At 68.2% G+C, this 14,776-nt stretch carries 17 protein-coding genes and 2 pseudogenes; 10 read left to right on the forward strand and 9 right to left on the reverse strand.

Going from position 1 to position 14,776, the window contains the following annotated elements; genetic code table 11:
- Nucleotides 1–87: 87 nt before the first annotated feature.
- A complete protein-coding gene (locus QZM72_RS11470) occupies nt 88–432 on the forward strand; it encodes a cupin domain-containing protein (RefSeq protein WP_006496617.1) in 345 nt (114 codons plus the stop codon).
- 323 nt (nt 433–755) lie between these two features.
- Entirely contained in the window at nt 756–1,928 is a 1,173-nt protein-coding gene (locus QZM72_RS11475) for an enolase C-terminal domain-like protein (RefSeq protein ID WP_301738105.1), read from the forward strand.
- A 3-nt stretch (nt 1,929–1,931) separates the two neighbouring features.
- Here QZM72_RS11475 and QZM72_RS11480 read toward each other — a convergent pair whose 3' ends face one another.
- Together QZM72_RS11480 and QZM72_RS11485 are read right to left on the reverse strand one after the other, a co-directional pair.
- A complete protein-coding gene (locus QZM72_RS11480; protein ID WP_301738106.1) occupies nt 1,932–2,558 on the reverse strand; it encodes a LysE/ArgO family amino acid transporter in 627 nt (208 codons plus the stop codon).
- A 55-nt stretch (nt 2,559–2,613) separates the two neighbouring features.
- A pseudogene (locus QZM72_RS11485) lies at nt 2,614–2,832 on the reverse strand (LysR family transcriptional regulator); the annotation flags it as partial.
- On the opposite strand from QZM72_RS11485, the pseudogene QZM72_RS35640 reads away from it, so the two are divergent.
- A pseudogene (locus QZM72_RS35640) lies at nt 2,826–2,957 on the forward strand (methylmalonyl-CoA decarboxylase); the annotation flags it as partial. The pseudogenes QZM72_RS11485 and QZM72_RS35640 overlap by 7 nt on opposite strands.
- Nucleotides 2,958–2,996: 39 nt before the next feature.
- Here the strand turns inward: QZM72_RS35640 and QZM72_RS11490 are convergent.
- The 3 genes from QZM72_RS11490 to QZM72_RS11500 form a co-directional block, all read right to left on the reverse strand.
- Entirely contained in the window at nt 2,997–3,539 is a 543-nt protein-coding gene (locus QZM72_RS11490) for a chromate transporter (RefSeq protein ID WP_089466849.1), read from the reverse strand.
- A complete protein-coding gene (locus QZM72_RS11495) occupies nt 3,536–4,147 on the reverse strand; it encodes a chromate transporter (protein WP_089466850.1) in 612 nt (203 codons plus the stop codon). The genes QZM72_RS11490 and QZM72_RS11495 overlap by 4 nt, the downstream gene beginning before the upstream one ends.
- Before the next feature lie 131 nt (nt 4,148–4,278).
- The gene (locus QZM72_RS11500) at nt 4,279–5,034 is read right to left on the reverse strand and encodes a DeoR/GlpR family DNA-binding transcription regulator (protein WP_301738107.1); all 756 of its coding nucleotides are present in this window, start codon (nt 5,032–5,034) and stop codon (nt 4,279–4,281) included.
- Nucleotides 5,035–5,124: 90 nt separating this feature from the next.
- On the opposite strand from QZM72_RS11500, the gene QZM72_RS11505 reads away from it, so the two are divergent.
- The 5 genes from QZM72_RS11505 to QZM72_RS11525 all read left to right on the forward strand — a co-directional run bounded on the left by QZM72_RS11505 (nt 5,125) and on the right by QZM72_RS11525 (nt 8,060).
- Complete coding sequence (locus QZM72_RS11505; RefSeq protein WP_301738113.1) at nt 5,125–5,724, forward strand: NUDIX domain-containing protein; 600 nt, start codon at nt 5,125–5,127, stop codon at nt 5,722–5,724.
- A complete protein-coding gene (locus QZM72_RS11510) occupies nt 5,721–6,101 on the forward strand; it encodes a DUF4406 domain-containing protein (RefSeq protein WP_301738108.1) in 381 nt (126 codons plus the stop codon). The genes QZM72_RS11505 and QZM72_RS11510 overlap by 4 nt, the downstream gene beginning before the upstream one ends.
- A gap of 165 nt (nt 6,102–6,266) precedes the next feature.
- The gene (locus tag QZM72_RS11515) at nt 6,267–7,136 is read left to right on the forward strand and encodes a Sir2 family NAD-dependent protein deacetylase (RefSeq protein WP_301738109.1); all 870 of its coding nucleotides are present in this window, start codon (nt 6,267–6,269) and stop codon (nt 7,134–7,136) included.
- 163 nt (nt 7,137–7,299) lie between these two features.
- The gene (gene crcB, locus QZM72_RS11520; RefSeq protein WP_089466854.1) at nt 7,300–7,686 is read left to right on the forward strand and encodes a fluoride efflux transporter CrcB; all 387 of its coding nucleotides are present in this window, start codon (nt 7,300–7,302) and stop codon (nt 7,684–7,686) included.
- Nucleotides 7,687–7,709: 23 nt separating this feature from the next.
- The gene (locus QZM72_RS11525) at nt 7,710–8,060 is read left to right on the forward strand and encodes a DUF190 domain-containing protein (protein WP_089467904.1); all 351 of its coding nucleotides are present in this window, start codon (nt 7,710–7,712) and stop codon (nt 8,058–8,060) included.
- A 13-nt stretch (nt 8,061–8,073) separates the two neighbouring features.
- On the opposite strand, the gene QZM72_RS11530 is transcribed toward QZM72_RS11525, so the two are convergent.
- Entirely contained in the window at nt 8,074–8,637 is a 564-nt protein-coding gene (locus QZM72_RS11530) for a YggT family protein (protein ID WP_006488584.1), read from the reverse strand.
- Nucleotides 8,638–8,712: 75 nt separating this feature from the next.
- The gene (locus QZM72_RS11535) at nt 8,713–9,642 is read right to left on the reverse strand and encodes a Rossmann-like and DUF2520 domain-containing protein (protein ID WP_089466855.1); all 930 of its coding nucleotides are present in this window, start codon (nt 9,640–9,642) and stop codon (nt 8,713–8,715) included.
- A 508-nt stretch (nt 9,643–10,150) separates the two neighbouring features.
- Between QZM72_RS11535 and QZM72_RS11540 the strand changes: the two genes are divergently transcribed.
- Complete coding sequence (locus QZM72_RS11540) at nt 10,151–10,447, forward strand: hypothetical protein (RefSeq protein ID WP_006488565.1); 297 nt, start codon at nt 10,151–10,153, stop codon at nt 10,445–10,447.
- 122 nt (nt 10,448–10,569) lie between these two features.
- On the opposite strand, the gene QZM72_RS11545 is transcribed toward QZM72_RS11540, so the two are convergent.
- Together QZM72_RS11545 and QZM72_RS11550 are read right to left on the reverse strand one after the other, a co-directional pair.
- The gene (locus QZM72_RS11545; protein ID WP_089466856.1) at nt 10,570–11,238 is read right to left on the reverse strand and encodes a LysE family translocator; all 669 of its coding nucleotides are present in this window, start codon (nt 11,236–11,238) and stop codon (nt 10,570–10,572) included.
- Nucleotides 11,239–11,296: 58 nt separating this feature from the next.
- Nucleotides 11,297–12,853 (reverse strand): UbiD family decarboxylase, encoded by a 1,557-nt coding sequence (locus QZM72_RS11550; RefSeq protein WP_089466857.1) that lies wholly within the window; start codon nt 12,851–12,853, stop codon nt 11,297–11,299.
- A gap of 597 nt (nt 12,854–13,450) precedes the next feature.
- On the opposite strand from QZM72_RS11550, the gene QZM72_RS11555 reads away from it, so the two are divergent.
- Nucleotides 13,451–14,599 carry a lytic transglycosylase domain-containing protein gene (locus tag QZM72_RS11555; RefSeq protein ID WP_089466858.1) on the forward strand — a complete coding sequence of 383 codons (1,149 nt, stop codon included), beginning with the start codon at nt 13,451–13,453 and terminating at the stop codon, nt 14,597–14,599.
- Nucleotides 14,600–14,776 lie beyond the last annotated feature (177 nt).

Consider the following 14,776-nt stretch of genomic DNA (forward strand, 5'->3'; position numbering starts at 1 on the left):
GAGTCGGTGTCGGAAGCATACAAGCCCATGCAAAGCTTTCGAACTAACGTGACAGGCCTCTCATACGATCGTTAGTCTGGAGCCGACATGTCCGATTTCATCACCGTTCTGCGCAAAACCTGCCCGACGCCTGTCCTTGATGCAACCAAGTGGAAGCGCATCGGCGGCGATCCGCACACCGTGAACCTCAACGCGTACGTCTCGAAGGACGGCAGCAAGATCATGGGCACCTGGATCTGCACGCCGGGCAAGTTCGAAGTGAACTATGAAAAATGGGAGTACTGTCACTTCCTCGATGGCTACTGCATCATCACGCCGGAAGGCGAGGAGCCGCAGCACTTGAAAGCCGGCGACGTGTTCGTGATCGAACCCGGCATGAAAGGGACGTGGGAAGTGGTCGAGACGGTGCGCAAGTACTTCGTTTTCGCCTGAGCGAGCCTGTCGATTCGATTCAGTCCAGGCATACCGCCATCGTCCCGGTTCATGGAGCCGGGACGGTAATCGAGATCCCGGCTCGACCGGACTCGATTCGGAAATAGCGCGCCGAGCATGGCCGCCTGCTCGGCGCGCTTCTTTATCCAGCTGCACCCCCTGACGAATTCGACACGCAATTGCCCGGGCGACGACACGATGACGCTCGCCACCGATCCTGCACGCCATCACGCAAACCCCTAAGATGCAGCGATCCGCCCACCGATTCCGCTGCAGCGCATGAACTTTCCGCCTGTGCCGGACGCCCCTCCGGAGCCCCGACCATGCGCATCACCGCGATCCACGAACGTGCGATTCCCGTGTCCCGCTATACCGATCCCGCGATTGCGTCCGGCGGCCTGACGACGAGCGTCGTCGCGGTCGTTACCGACGTCGTGCGCGACGGCCGCCCGGTGACGGGCTACGGCTACGCGTCGATCGGCCGCTTCGCGCAGGGCGGCCTGATCCGCGAACGATTCGCGCCGCGCTTGCTGGCCGCGGCCGACGCACTCGCCGACGAAGCCGGCACGAACCTCGACCCGTTCCGCGCATGGCGCGCGATGATGGCCGGCGAGAAGCCGGGCGGGCACGGCGAACGCTGCGTCGCGGTCGGCACCCTCGACATGGCGATCTGGGATGCCGCCGCGAAGATCGCCGACCTGCCGCTGCATCGTTTTCTCGCCGATCGTCTCGGACGCACGCCGCAGTCGCGCGTGCGCGTGTACGCGGGCGGCGGCTACCGCTATCCGCATGACGATCTCGCGCGCCTGTCGGACGAGATGCGCCGGATCGTCGATCTCGGCTACACGCACGCGAAGATCAAGATCGGCGGCGCGGATGTCGAGCAGGACCGGCGCCGCATCGAAGCCGCGGCCGCACAGCTGGCCGGCCCTTCGCATCTTGCAGTCGACGCGATGAACACGTACGACGCGACGACGGCACCCGCCGCGACCGCGATGCTCGCGCCGTTCGACCTCTGGTGGTTCGAGGATATCTGCGATCCGCTCGACCTGCCGCTCCAGGCGGACGTCGCCAAGCGATACGCTGCGCCGATCGCGTCCGGCGAAGCGCTGTTCTCGCTCGCGGAAGCGAAGCTGCTCGACCGCTACGGCGGCTTGCGCAGCGACCGCGACGTACTGGTGTTCGATCCCGTGCACAGCTACGGGCTGGCGGGCTATCTGCCGATCGTCGATCACTTCGTATCGCGTGGCTGGCGGCGCGACGCGTTCTGGCCGCACGGGGGGCACCTGTTCTCGTTGCACGTCGTCGCGGCGCTCGGGCTCGGCGGTGCGGAAGTCAGCCCGTTCGCATTCGAACCGTTCAGCGGACTCGCCGATGGCGAAATCGTCGACGCGGGATACGCACGCGTGCCGCGGGCGCCGGGTATCGGGTTCGAATTGCATGCCCGCGCGCACGACGTATTCCGCGCGATATCGGAATCGCTATCGGGAGGCTGACGCCTAAAGCGCGTCGATCGCGAAACGCGCCGCGAAGCCGAGCATCATCATCGCGACGAAGCCGTCGAGCACGCGCCACGCGAGCGGACGAGCGAACCACGCACGGCACGCGCGTGCGCCATAGACGAGCACCAGAAACCACGCGAGCGACGCAGTCACTGCGCCGATCGCAAACGGCGCGCGGGCGGACGGCGCGTGGCTCACGATCACGGTGCCGAGCAGCAGCACCGTATCGATCCATGCATACGGATTGAGGAGCGAAACGGCGGCGGTTGCGAGCACGGTGCGCGACCGCGTGGGTTCGCTGCCGACGCGTGAGCCATCCACATGTTCGGGCTGCCGTCCGACGATCGCCGAGCGCAGCGCGAGCAGGCCATAGCCGGCGAGATACGCGATGCCGGCCCACAGCGCGGCCGACACGACGCCGGGATGGCGCGACAGCAACGCCGACAGCCCGTGTGCGCCGAGCGCGATCAGCAGCGCGTCGCTACCGGCGCAGACGAGGGCAATGGAAAGCAGGTGAGGGCTCGAAATCGAGCGCTTGATGACGAAGGCGTCCTTGGGACCGACCGACGTGAACAGGCCGGCGCCAAGCAGCAGGCCTTCGATGAAGGCAGAGGTGTCGAGCACGAGCGGGCCGACAACCTCTCAAGCTGAACCGGTGATGGTTAGGATGGACGCCACGTTAAGGGGTGCCTGGGGCGTTGTCAATACCGGCCGGCCGCGCACGCTCCGGCCGTTGCCCGTGCGTATCGAACCGCCAGACGATTTCGGCCTTCACCTCCTGCACCGCGTGGCTGGCGAGCGCGGTGTCGTGTCAGCGCAGCGACAGAGCGCGCGCGAACAGCCTGTGCGGTACCGTCTACAGCGCGAGCTTGCATTCCTGGGTCTCGATGTGCGCGGCCATTGCTGACCGACGCGCTCGAACGGATCGCCGACTTGCGTCGGCGGGCGTGCGAAGGCGCGGATTTCGACGAGGGGTTGCGTGCGTTCGCGGAGCGGCGTGCGCCGGTGTTTCGCGGCGTTTAGGCGAGCAGGCGGCGCCCGGGGCGATGACGGTGGCGCGCGTCAAGCGCCGCCGAGCGCGTGCAAGCCGACGAGCAGCAGCGCGCCGATCGCGATCAACAGCAGCGCATGAATGCGTGTGTACATCACGCACAGCGTCGACGCAATCGCGATCGCGCGAGCCGCCCAGCCGCCGTCGAGCGCCTGCAGCAGCACCCATACCGACGCGAGGATCATGCCGGCCGCGACCGGACGCAGGCCGGCTTCGAGCGCGATTTGCCAGCGCGCGCCCCGGTGTCGCCGCCATAGATGCGCGACGCCGTAGATCAGGAACGCGGTCGGGCCGAACAGTGCGAGCGTCGCGATCACCGCGCCCCAGAAGCCGGCGACCTGCCAGCCGATCAGCGTCGCCAGCAACGAGCCCGGGCCCGGCGCCATCCGTGCGATCGCGAAGTCGTTCACGAATTGCGTGGCGCTCATCCAGTGATGGACATCGACGACTTGCCGCTGAATATCCGCGATGACCGCCTGCCCGCCGCCGATCGTCGCGATCGACAGCGGCGCGAACACGCCGAACAGTGCTGCGTAACGTGCGGACGCATTCATCGCGCGTCGCTCCCGACCGGCGCGGCGGCCGCACGACGGTATTCGAGCGCGACGCTCAGCGTGCCGCCGATCAGCACGGTCCATACGAGCGGCCAGTGCAGCACCGCAACCGACGCGAACGTGAGCGTCATGACGGCGAACGGCAGCACGCGGCGCGGCAGCCGGCGCACCGCGGTGATCGCCATCGAGATCGAGAGCCCGATCGCCGCGGCCGCCGCGCCGGCGAGCGCGACGTGCGTGAGCGGAAAGCGCGTGAGGGTCGAGAACGCGACGCCGAACAGCACGATCAACACGGCCGGCGGCGCGATGATGCCGGTGAAGCCGGCCACCGCGCCGCGCCATCCGGCGAGCCGGTAGCCGATCCAGATCGCGAGGTTCTTCACGTTGACGCCCGGCAACGCCTGCGACAGCGCGAGACCGTTGAGGAACGCCTCTTCGTCGAGCCAGCGTCGCTCGTGCACGAAATCGCGCATCATCCGCCCGCTGAGCCCGCCGCCGAAGCTGGTCAGGCCGATCTGCGCGAACGCGACGAACAGTGCAAGGACGCCCGGCGACGGTGCGTCGCCTGCGGGCGGCGCCGGGGCAGTTGTGGTGGAGGGCGGAAGCATCGGGCGGGTAGCACGTGGCGATCGGACGATCGCCCATGTTAGCAAGCGGTGCCTGTCAGCACGCTGACATGGGTTCGGCACGAGCGCGGTGCAACTCGCAACCGATTCGGCGCGTACGAGCGCACCGCACGCTATGCGCGCACCACCGTCACACCCGCGGCCTCGATCGGCTTCGTCAGCGCGGTGTCGGTTTCCTTCTCGACGACGATCGCCTGCGCCAGCGTGAGGTCGCCGATCACGAACTGCGACGCCGCGCGCAGTTTCGACTGCGACGCGAGCACGACCGTCTCGGCCGCGCGTTCGGCCAGCGCGCGCTTGATCGCCGCTTCCTCGAAATCGCCGGTGCTCAGGCCGGCTACCGGATGCACGCCCGTGACGCCCATGAAATACAGATCCGCGCGAATGCGCGCGATGCCTTCCATCGCCGCCGCGCCAACCGCGACGATCGAGTGCTTGTAGAGCCGCCCGCCGATCAGGATCACGTCGATCGACGGATGCGCGGCCAGCGCGACCGCGACGCTCGGGCTGTGCGTAACGATCGTCGCGCGCAGGTCGGCCGGCAACTGGCTGACGAGCAGCGCGGAGGTCGTGCCGCCGTCGACGATCGCCACCTGCCCGGGCGCGATCATCTGCGCGGCCCGCCGTGCGATGCGCCGCTTCTCCGTGGTTTCGAGCGCCTCGCGCTGCGCGAACGGCGCGACGGCCGGCGACGCCGGCAGCGCACCGCCATGCACGCGCTGCAGCAGCCCTTCGGCCGCGAGTTCGCGCAGGTCGCGGCGCACCGTGTCTTCGGACACGCCGAATTGCACGCTCAGCTCGGCGGCCAGTACCTGGCCATCGCGCGCGAGCGCATCGAGGATCGCCTTCTTGCGTTGGGTCGTCAGCATCGCGTTTGCACGAAAATTCTTGAAATTGCACGAATCTGCACGTTACCATGGGCGCCGTCCTTTGTCGAACCGGAGGCTGCAATGGCTGGACTGGCTGCAACGCGGGAGCGGGTGCGCATCGTCGATACGACGGTGCTGTCCGACGACTGGTATGTGCTGCGGAAGGTGACGTTCGATTTCCTGCGCCGCGACGGAACGTGGCAGCGCCTGAGCCGGGAGACCTACGATCGCGGCAACGGCGCGACGATCCTGCTGCGTCATGCCGAGACGGGCGACGTGCTGCTGACGCGGCAGTTCCGGATGCCGGCGTTCGTGAGCGGGCACGACGGCATGCTGCTCGAAGCGGCCGCCGGGCTGCTCGACGACGACACGCCCGAAGCGCGCATTCGCGCGGAGGCCGAGGAGGAAACCGGCTATCGCGTGCGCGGCGTGCGCAAGGTGTTCGAGGCGTTCATGAGCCCGGGTTCCGTGACGGAGAAGCTGCATTTCTTCGTCGGCGAATACGATGCGTCGCTGCGCACGGGCGCGGGCGGCGGCGTCGCGGAAGAGGGCGAGGATCTGGAGGTCGTCGAGATGCCGCTGCAGGCGGCGCTGGACGCGGTCGAGCGCGGCGAGATCGTCGATGCGAAGACGATCATGCTCCTGCAATACGTCGCGCTGCGGGAAACCGCGGGCGTGCGCGCCGCATGACGCCGCGGCTCGTGCTGGTCGCCGGCCCGTATCGCAGCGGCACGGACGGCGACCGCGCGCGCATCGCCGCGAACCTGCACCGGCTGGAAGCGGCGGCGCTCGCCGTGTATCGCCGCGGGCACGTGCCGATGATCGGCGAATGGGTATCGTTGCCGCTCGCGGCCGCGGCCGGGTCGACACAGGTCGGCGACGCGATCGGCGAAACGTTCCTGTATCCGGCCGCGCACCGGTTGCTGCGGCGTTGCGATGCGGTGCTGCGTATCGACGGCGCGTCGCGCGGGGCGGATGCGGACGTCGCGCTTGCGCGGCAACTCGGTAAGCCGGTCTATTTCGCGGTCGACGAGATTCCGGTTGCGCAGGACGAATCGGCTCACTGAGCAAGCGTGGGCGCCGGTGCGGCGCGTGCGGACGGCGCGCATGCGCATCGCCGAGCCGCACACGCGCAGCGCCACGCGGTTGCGTTGTCGATGCGGCGCGACGTCCGAACCGGCGTATGATCGCGACGCCACTCGCGCAACGTTCGACGCCTCCGCTTTTCCATCATGCCGCTTTCCGATTCCGCTGATCCCGCCGACTGCGCCGCCGCGCCGCTTCCCGCCGATCTCGTCGCGTCCGCCGTCGACGCCCTCGCGCGCGCCGACGCATTGCTCGTCACGGCCGGCGCGGGCATCGGCGTCGATTCCGGGCTGCCCGATTTTCGCGGCACGGACGGTTTCTGGCGCGCGTATCCGGCGCTGCGCCGCGAGCGTTTCGAATTTCACGAGATCGCGTCGCCGCACGCGTTTCGTGCACGTGCGGCGCTCGCATGGGGCTTCTACGGGCACCGTCTCGCGCTTTACCGCGCGACCACGCCGCATGCGGGCTTCGCGATCCTGCGCCGCTGGATCGACGCGATGCCGAACGGCGGTTTCGTGCTGACGAGCAACGTCGACGGCCAGTTCCAGAAGGCCGGCTTCGATCCTGAGCGCATCGTCGAAATCCACGGTTCGATTCATGCGATGCAGTGCCTGCGCCCGTGCACGGACGACACGTGGGACGCGGCGCCGTTCGTGCCGGAGGTCGACGAAGCGACGTGCCGCCTCGTGGGCGACATGCCGCGCTGCCCGCACTGCGGCGGTCTCGCGCGGCCGAACATCCTGATGTTCGGCGACACCGGCTGGCTCGGTGCGCGCTACGACGCGCAGGAACGCGCCCTGGACGACTGGATCGCGCGGGCCGGGCGCGTCGCCGTGGTGGAGATCGGCGCGGGCACCGCGATTCCGACCGTGCGCCTGCTGAGCGAACGGCTCGGCGCCGACGTGATCCGCATCAATGCGCGCGAAGCGCATGCGCGCCGGGCGGACGTGATCGGGCTGAAGGGCGGAGCGCTGGCGACGCTGAACGCGCTCGACGCGGCCCGGCAGCGCGCATGAACGTGCCGGCGGGCTGGCACACGGCCTGCGCGGTGCCGGCCGCCGTCGTTGCAGCGGCTCGCCGAATCCGCATACAGTTCAGCTAGCGCCGCGCGTCTGCGCGCCGCCCGGGTAACCGGGAGACGGCGGCTGCGCCGCGCTGTGTCATCGACCGGGGGTGCCCTTGTTCTATTCGATCGTCGCGATCTTCGTCGGCGCCGGCCTCGGCGCGTTGCTGCGCTGGTTCCTGAGCCTCGCGCTCAACGCATTCTTTCCCGCGGTGCCGCTCGGCACGCTCGCGTCGAACCTGCTCGGCGGCTACGTGATCGGCATGGCCGCCGTCGTGTTCACCGTTCGCGTCGGGTTGCCGCCCGAGTGGCGGCTGTTCGTGATCACGGGCTTTCTCGGCGGCCTCACGACGTTCTCGACCTATTCGGTCGAAGTGATGACGCACGCGCTCGAGGGCGAATTCGGATGGGCGTTGGCGGTGGCTGTCCTACACTTGACTGGATCGTTCGCGCTGACGGCGCTCGGCATGTGGACCGCGCGTGCGTGGCTCGCGGCGGCCTGAGCGGGCTGCCATCGGAGGGTGCGATGGACCGGGTCTTTTTGCGCTTCTACGTGCACGAGCAGCACCGGCTGCACTGGAAGCCGCTGTGGGAATGGCTGCTGGAAGAGGCGAACCGGATGGGCGTCGCGGGCGGTTCCGCGTTTCGCGCGATGGCCGGTTTCGGCCAGCATCGCGTGCTGCACGAGGATCGCTTTTTCGAACTGCAGGGTTCGCTCGCGATCGAGGTCGAATTCATCGTCACCGAGGACGAGGCGCGGCGGCTGCTCGAGCGGCTGTCGCACGAGAAAGTGCGTGTGTGCTACGCGATGATGCCCGCGCAGTTCGGCGTGATCGACACGCTTGGCGCACCGCCGGCGCAGGGGCCGGCGGCGTAGATGTCGCGCCGGATCAGATGCCGAACATCGTCAGCGACACGGCGGCGCGCGTGACGATCATCAGCAGCACCTGCACGATCACGAACAGCAGGATCGGCGACAGGTCGATGCCGCCGAGGTTCGGGATCACGCGGCGCAGCGGGTTCAGGAACGGCGCGGTGAGCTGGTAGAGTATCGGCATCGCCGGCGAGCGCGGGTTGAGCCACGACAGCAGCGCCATCAGGATCGTCATCCAGATCACGAGATTGAGCGCCCACTTCACGACGGTGAGCAGCGCGACCACGACGAGCGTCGCGATCACGGCGGCCGGATCGAAGCCGGCCATCACGACCATCAGCACGACATAGACGAGCGCGGTGAGCAGCGCCGCGACGACGCTGGCCCAGTCGATGCCGCGTACGCCCGCGATCACGCGGCGCAACGGCAGCACGAGCCAGTTGGTCGCCTGCAGCACGGCTTGCGTGACGGGGTTGTACGGCGGCACGCGGACGGCCTGCATCCAGACGCGCAGAATCAGCGCGGCGCCGAATAGCGTGAAGACGGTATTGAGCAGAAAACGGGCGATCTCGCCGAACATCGTTGGCATCCTTTTTATACAGTCAGTAGCGTGCGGCCGCCAACGCCGGTTGGCGGCGCATCGGCCGACACCTTATCACGCCTCGTCTCGCGACGGGGAGGGGTGTATGGCCGCGCGCGCGAGGGAGGTTTCGACGGCTTCGGCCAGCGCCGGCAGCGACGCCGGCGGCGCCGCGCGTTTTGCCGCCAGCGCGACCGCGCGGCGCGTCAGCAGCGCGTACAGCATCGCGTGATCGCCGCCGCGCGCGTCGAGCAGCGCGAGCTGACGCTCGACGATGCCCGTGTCGCCGCGCGACACCGGGCCCGACAGCGCATTCGCGAGCCCCTTGTCGCGCGCGGTCTCGATCGTGCCGGCGAGCATCGGCAACAGCGCGCGTAGCGCGGCGTCCTCGTCGAAACCGAGGCCGCGCCACAGTTCGACCGCTTCCGACAGCCCGCACAGCGCGAAGCTCGCCGCGTAGTGGGCAGCCGCGTGATACAGCATCCGGCCGCCGGCCGGAATCGACAGCGGATGGCAGCCGAGTGCGGCGGCAAGTCGCAGCAGCGTCGCGTGCAGCGCACCGTCCGCTTCGATCGTGACCGAGCAGCCGTCGATGCGCGCGAGGTCGGCGTCGGTGCCGCCGAACAGATAGAGCGGATGGAAGCCGCCGGTGGCCGCGCCTTGCTGCTTCGCCGGATCGAGCAGCGCGACCGCCGATGCGCCGCTGCAATGGACGACCGCCTGGCCGGCGGCGCGCGATGCGTCGAAACGCAGTGCCGCGGCGCTCGATGCGAGATGATCGTCGGGCGTCGTCACGAAGATCAGGTCGGCGGCATCGACCACCTGCTGCGGGGTATCGACCGCGCGACAGCCGTCGATGCGCGCGGCAAGGTCGGCGGCCGACGCAGGCGTGCGGCTTGCGATCGCGACGACGGGGAAGCCTGCCCGGGCGAAACGCTGCGCGATACAGCGCGCGAGGCGACCGGCGCCGATGAAGCCGAGGCGGGGTGTGTCGGGAAGCGGCATGGCAGTCGATGTAAGCGAAAACGAAGCAACCGCCAGTATCGCAGGAATGACGGCGGTGTCGGGGAAGGCGCAGGGGCGGATGCACGTATGAATTACCGGTATACGGTGCGATTTGTGTACGCGTCGAAGTTCGGCATTGCAGGCGGCTCATGAGGGAGTATCCGACCCCAAACACCGTGCCCCGCATCCCGCTTGAAATGTCGGCATCTTGTCTCAAATTTGTAATCGTTCATTACGCAAGCGTGCCCGCCGCGCGCGGCCGATTCGGTAAGGCTGACCGGCCATTTTGTTGCGACCCGACTCAGCGGACGGAATCGCGCGACCTGCGAGGCTCGCCGCTCCCGCCGGGCGCCGCGCCGCACGGCGGTCTCGGCCCCGTGCAATTGCAATTTGCAACAAATGGACGATACGCGCGGGGCGGGTTTTCGCTACATTGCTTCCATGCGACGTGCATGCCCGCCGTTGCCGACAGGAGCGCCTAAAATCCCGCTCCAGCAGGAGAATCGAAGTGAAAAAGCTCATTCCGTTCATCGCCGCCGCCGCACTGGGCCTGGGTGCCGCAAGCGCCGCGCAGGCCCACGTGTCGATCGGGGTCGGCATCGGCATCCCGGTCGCACCCGCGTATCCCGTCTATGCACCGCCGCCGCCCGTGTACTACGCGCCGCCGCCTCCGCCCGTGTATTACGCACCGGCGCCCGCCTACTATGCGCCGCCGCCCGCGGTGGTCGTGGGCGGCTACTACGGTCGCCCGTACTGGCGCCATGGTTACGGCGGCTGGGGCCATCACGGTTACTGGCGTCGCTGATTCGTCCCGCGCGGCCTGACCGCGCGCGGCAAAACGGCGCTACGTCCCGCGAGGGGCGCTGCGCCGTTTTTTCATTGAGGCTCACAGGTGGCGCCGTGACGCGCGCGGCAGCGCGACCGCGATTAGGCCGCGTGCACGATCAGGTCGCGGTAGCCGCCGACGATCACGCTGTACGAGAAGTACGCGAACAGCAGCGCCGACGCGACGTGGCACGCGCGCATCAGCCCGGTGCCCGCGCGCTTGCGGCCCTGGCTCGCGAGCGTGCACATGAAGAGCGTCCACGCGAGGCCGCCGAGGAAGAAGCCCGACAGGAACACCGACGCGGTGGCCGGCGTGGTCGCACCGGCTTTCGCGATCAGCGCGCCGCCGACCGCCGCGAACCACAGGATCGCGCTCGGCGACGACATCGCGAGCAACATTCCGCGCAGAAAGCTGCGTCGTGCACTCGCGCGCGGCAGCGGTGCATCGTCCGCGTCGTCGTCGGCCGTCTTCGCGGGCGTCAGCGCTTCGCGCGCCATCTTCCACGTGAGGAACAGCAGCACCGCGCCGCCGCCGATCCACACGATCCAGCGCACGGGTTCGAACTGCAGCAGCACGGCCATCCCCGCGAGCGCGAGCGCCGCGTAGACGAGATCGCCGACGCACGACCCGACGCCGAGCCAGAAGCCCGGCCGGAAGCCGTGCGACAGCGTGAGCGACAGCATCGCGACGTTCACGAGGCCGATGTCGAGACACAACGACAGCGACAGAAAGAATCCGTCGGACAGCATGGAGGCGGGCGGAAAGCTCATCTTCTGGGTGCGTGCGGCGATTGCGATGCGTGGGCCGGCGCGCGCCGGCCGCGTGGCGTCAGAGGCCGATCTCCTGCCACAGCCGGTCGACGCGCGCCTTCACGGCCGCATCCATCTCGATCGGGCGGCCCCATTCGCGGCTCGTTTCGCCGGGCCACTTGTTGGTCGCGTCGAGCCCCATCTTCGAGCCGAGCCCGGCCACCGGCGACGCGAAGTCGAGATAATCGATCGGCGTGCTGTCGACCATCACCGTGTCGCGCACGGGGTCGACGCGCGTCGTGATCGCCCAGATCACTTCCTTCCAATCGCGGATGTTCACGTCCTCGTCGACGACCACGATGAACTTCGTATACATGAACTGCCGCAGGAAGCTCCATACGCCGAACATCACGCGCTTCGCATGGCCCGCGTAGCTCTTCTTCATCTGGACGATGGCCATCCGGTAGCTGCAGCCTTCCGGCGGCAGGTAGAAGTCGGTGATTTCCGTGAACTGCTTCTGCAGCAGCGGCACGAACACCTCGTTCAGCGCGACGCCGAGCACCGCGGGCTCGTCGGGCGGCTTGCCCGTGTAGGTCGAGTGGTAGATCGCGTCGCGGCGCATCGTGATGCGCTCGACGGTGAACACCGGAAACCACTCCTGCTCGTTGTAATAGCCGGTATGGTCGCCGTACGGCCCTTCGAGCGCGTGCTCGTATGCGGCCGCCGCATGGCCGGCCGGGCGCGGCGGCGCGCCGGCCGGAGCGGGGCCGGGCGCGCCTTCCTGCGGATGAATGAAGCCTTCGAGCACGATCTCCGCGCGCGCGGGCACCTGCAGCGTGTCGACGCCGGGCGTCAGGCACTTCGCGAGTTCCGTGCGGCTGCCGCGCAGCAGGCCGGCGAACTGATACTCAGACAGCGAATCGGGCACGGGCGTCACCGCGCCGAGCGTGGTGGCCGGATCGGCGCCGAGCACGACCGCGACCGGATACGGCTTGCCCGGGTTCTGCAGCGCGAATTCGCGGAAGTCGAGCGCGCCGCCGCGATGCGCGAGCCAGCGCATGATCAGCTTGTTGCGGCCGATCAACTGCTGACGGTAAATGCCGAGGTTCTGGCGTGACTTGTTCGGCCCGCGCGTGACCGTCAGGCCCCACGTGACGAGCGGCCCCGCATCGCCGGGCCAGCAGGTCTGGATCGGCAGCTGGTTCAGGTCGACGTCGGCGCCTTCCCACACGATCTCCTGGCACGGCGGGGACGACACCGACTTCGGCGCCATGTCCCACACGGCCTTCGCGAGCGACAGCAGCTTGCCGGCATCCTTCAGGCTCTTCGGCGGATCGGGTTCCTTCAGCGCGGACAGCAGGCGTCCGAGATCGCGCAGCGAGCCGAGCGCGGCATCGTCGCCCGCATCGACGCCCATCCCGAGCGCGACGCGGCGCGGCGTGCCGAACAGGTTGCCGAGCACCGGAAACGCATGGCCGGGCGGCGCGTTGAACAGCAGCGCGGGGCCGCCGGCGCGCAGCACGCGGTCGCACAGCTCGGTCATTTCGAGCACGGGCGACACGGGCTGCGTGACGCGCCGCAGTTCGCCGAGCGCCTCGAGGCGCTGAATGAAATCGCGTAAGTCTTTGTATTTCATGAAGAAGGTCCGGGCCACCCGCGTGAACGGGCAGCGATGGGCGGGGCCGCGGCCGGCTGCGACCCCGAATCGACCGACGATTTTACCCCGGGCAGCCGCGCCGCCGCCCCGGCGGAGAAAAACTCGATCGCGCGCAAACCCCTTACGGCACGGGGATTGCGTTCTGAAGAGGGCTTTTAAATTACTTTTTGTTATGAATTTGAGTTTTTATAGTGTTGACGATCTATAAAACCCTGCTAGAATCCGCTCACATTGGTTGCAGGGTAAAAGGCTTCGAGCCGCCAATCACCGATCTTTGACGCAGCGCGTCACCGTCCGCCGAATCCTGCACGGCGTTTTCGACGGCTTATGTCGTAGTCCCAGCCAGCGCCACGAGACGCTGGTTTTTTGCGTGGGTGCCACCGCGTATGCCCGCCTCGCCCAATGTGCGAAGGCGCCGGCCTTCTTACACCGTGGCCTCGAACGGTACTTATACCGTTTCCCCGATGCTTGCGCGTCCCAACCAAGGCGTGCGGCGTCGTGATTCCGCGGCGCGTTTTCTGTCTCGCCATCGAGCTGAGCGAGCCGCACGAGTCATGTTCATGGGAGATGATCTGAATGAACGCTTGGTTATCGTGGCGTCCCACTGAGCAGCATGCGCAAATCGTGCGCAACTTGCTGCGTCGCGGGACGCGTGTCAGTCACCATCTATTCAGCGTTGTCGGCTGTTTCGCTGTCGCGGTTGCGCTTGCACTGTGGCTGCTGCCAACCGTCCGCGGCACGCTCGCCGCGAAGCTGATGCCGGTCGTGTCCGCGGCCGTACAGGCCGGTCCGGCCCGTCTGCTGTCCGGCCATCCGCTGCCGAACTTCGCGCCTGCCGGCGCGCAGCCGCAGCAGGAAGACGCGCCCGAAGCCGATGCGCTTGCGGTCGGCCTCGATGTCGCACCGGAAACCGCCGCTCAGGGCGCTCAAGGCGCCCAGGGCGATGCGTCCGACGCGGCCCGCAACGGCCCGTCGCCCGTCGCACTGGCCAAGCTGATTCCGATTCAGCGCGTGGCGGCCGATGCCCGTGACGATCGCGCGCTCGCGTCGAACCGCGAACAGGCGCTCGTCGCCACCTATCTGTCGCGCCGTTACCGCGTCGCGCAGGAGCCGCTCGGCCAGCTCGTCAAGGCCGCGTTCCAGACCGGGCGCGACGTCGGCCTCGATCCGCTGCTGCTGCTGTCCGTGATGGCGATCGAATCGGGCTTCAACCCGTACGCCGAAAGCGGCGTCGGTGCGAAGGGGCTGATGCAGGTCATGTCGAAGATTCATTCCGACAAGTTCGAGTATTTCGGTGGCACCGACACCGCGCTGCAACCGCTCGCGAACCTGCAGGTCGGTGCACTGGTGCTGAAGGACTGCATCGCGCGCGGCGGTTCGCTCGCGAGCGGCCTGCGCCTGTACAACGGCTCGACGAACCCCGACGACAACGGCTACGGCTCGAAGGTGATGGCCGAGCGCGGCCGCCTGCGCGACGTCGCGCGCGGCCGCAGCGTGCCGGTCAATGCGCCGCAGGCGCCGGCGCAGCCCGCGAAGCCGATCGTTACCGCCGCTGCCGTGACGGCCGCGGCAGGCGGCGCGAAGCGCGTGCATGCGACGCTCGACGGTGCGCAGCCGCTGACCGCGAAGGCCGCTGCCGCGTCGAAGGGGCCGCCGCAGCAGGACGACGCGAGCGTCGACACCGTCAAGCAGGCCCACGGCGATCATTCGGAGCTCGGCGCGTAACGCCACGCGAGCAACCGCCGCGGACCGAAACGAAAAAGCACCCGAGCGGGTAATGCCGTTCAGTTAAGAACTGAACGGCATTTTTGTTTTGGGTGTTGTAAACGGTGATGGAGGCTGTTAACCTGCGTCGCCATGCTTGATGACACCCTGAATTTTCTCGCTGAAGAACAGGAGACG

The organism is Burkholderia sp. AU45388, from assembly GCF_030481585.1.
Classification (GTDB): Bacteria; Pseudomonadota; Gammaproteobacteria; order Burkholderiales; family Burkholderiaceae; genus Burkholderia; species Burkholderia sola.

Bases quoted from the DNA above. Each gene is read 5' to 3' on its own strand.
- QZM72_RS11530 (WP_006488584.1), bottom strand. From the start codon at position 8,637: ATGTTCGGCGAGATCGCCCGTTTTCTGCTCAATACCGTCTTCACGCTA.
- QZM72_RS11550 (WP_089466857.1), bottom strand. From the start codon at position 12,853: ATGAAATACAAAGACTTACGCGATTTCATTCAGCGCCTCGAGGCGCTC.
- QZM72_RS11490 (WP_089466849.1), bottom strand. From the start codon at position 3,539: ATGAATGCGTCCGCACGTTACGCAGCACTGTTCGGCGTGTTCGCGCCG.
- QZM72_RS11515 (WP_301738109.1), top strand. From the start codon at position 6,267: ATGCCGCTTTCCGATTCCGCTGATCCCGCCGACTGCGCCGCCGCGCCG.
- QZM72_RS11510 (WP_301738108.1), top strand. From the start codon at position 5,721: ATGACGCCGCGGCTCGTGCTGGTCGCCGGCCCGTATCGCAGCGGCACG.
- QZM72_RS11555 (WP_089466858.1), top strand. From the start codon at position 13,451: ATGAACGCTTGGTTATCGTGGCGTCCCACTGAGCAGCATGCGCAAATC.
- QZM72_RS11535 (WP_089466855.1), bottom strand. From the start codon at position 9,642: ATGCCGCTTCCCGACACACCCCGCCTCGGCTTCATCGGCGCCGGTCGC.
- QZM72_RS11500 (WP_301738107.1), bottom strand. From the start codon at position 5,034: ATGCTGACGACCCAACGCAAGAAGGCGATCCTCGATGCGCTCGCGCGC.
- QZM72_RS11545 (WP_089466856.1), bottom strand. From the start codon at position 11,238: ATGAGCTTTCCGCCCGCCTCCATGCTGTCCGACGGATTCTTTCTGTCG.
- QZM72_RS11525 (WP_089467904.1), top strand. From the start codon at position 7,710: ATGGACCGGGTCTTTTTGCGCTTCTACGTGCACGAGCAGCACCGGCTG.
- QZM72_RS11470 (WP_006496617.1), top strand. From the start codon at position 88: ATGTCCGATTTCATCACCGTTCTGCGCAAAACCTGCCCGACGCCTGTC.
- QZM72_RS11475 (WP_301738105.1), top strand. From the start codon at position 756: ATGCGCATCACCGCGATCCACGAACGTGCGATTCCCGTGTCCCGCTAT.
- QZM72_RS11495 (WP_089466850.1), bottom strand. From the start codon at position 4,147: ATGCTTCCGCCCTCCACCACAACTGCCCCGGCGCCGCCCGCAGGCGAC.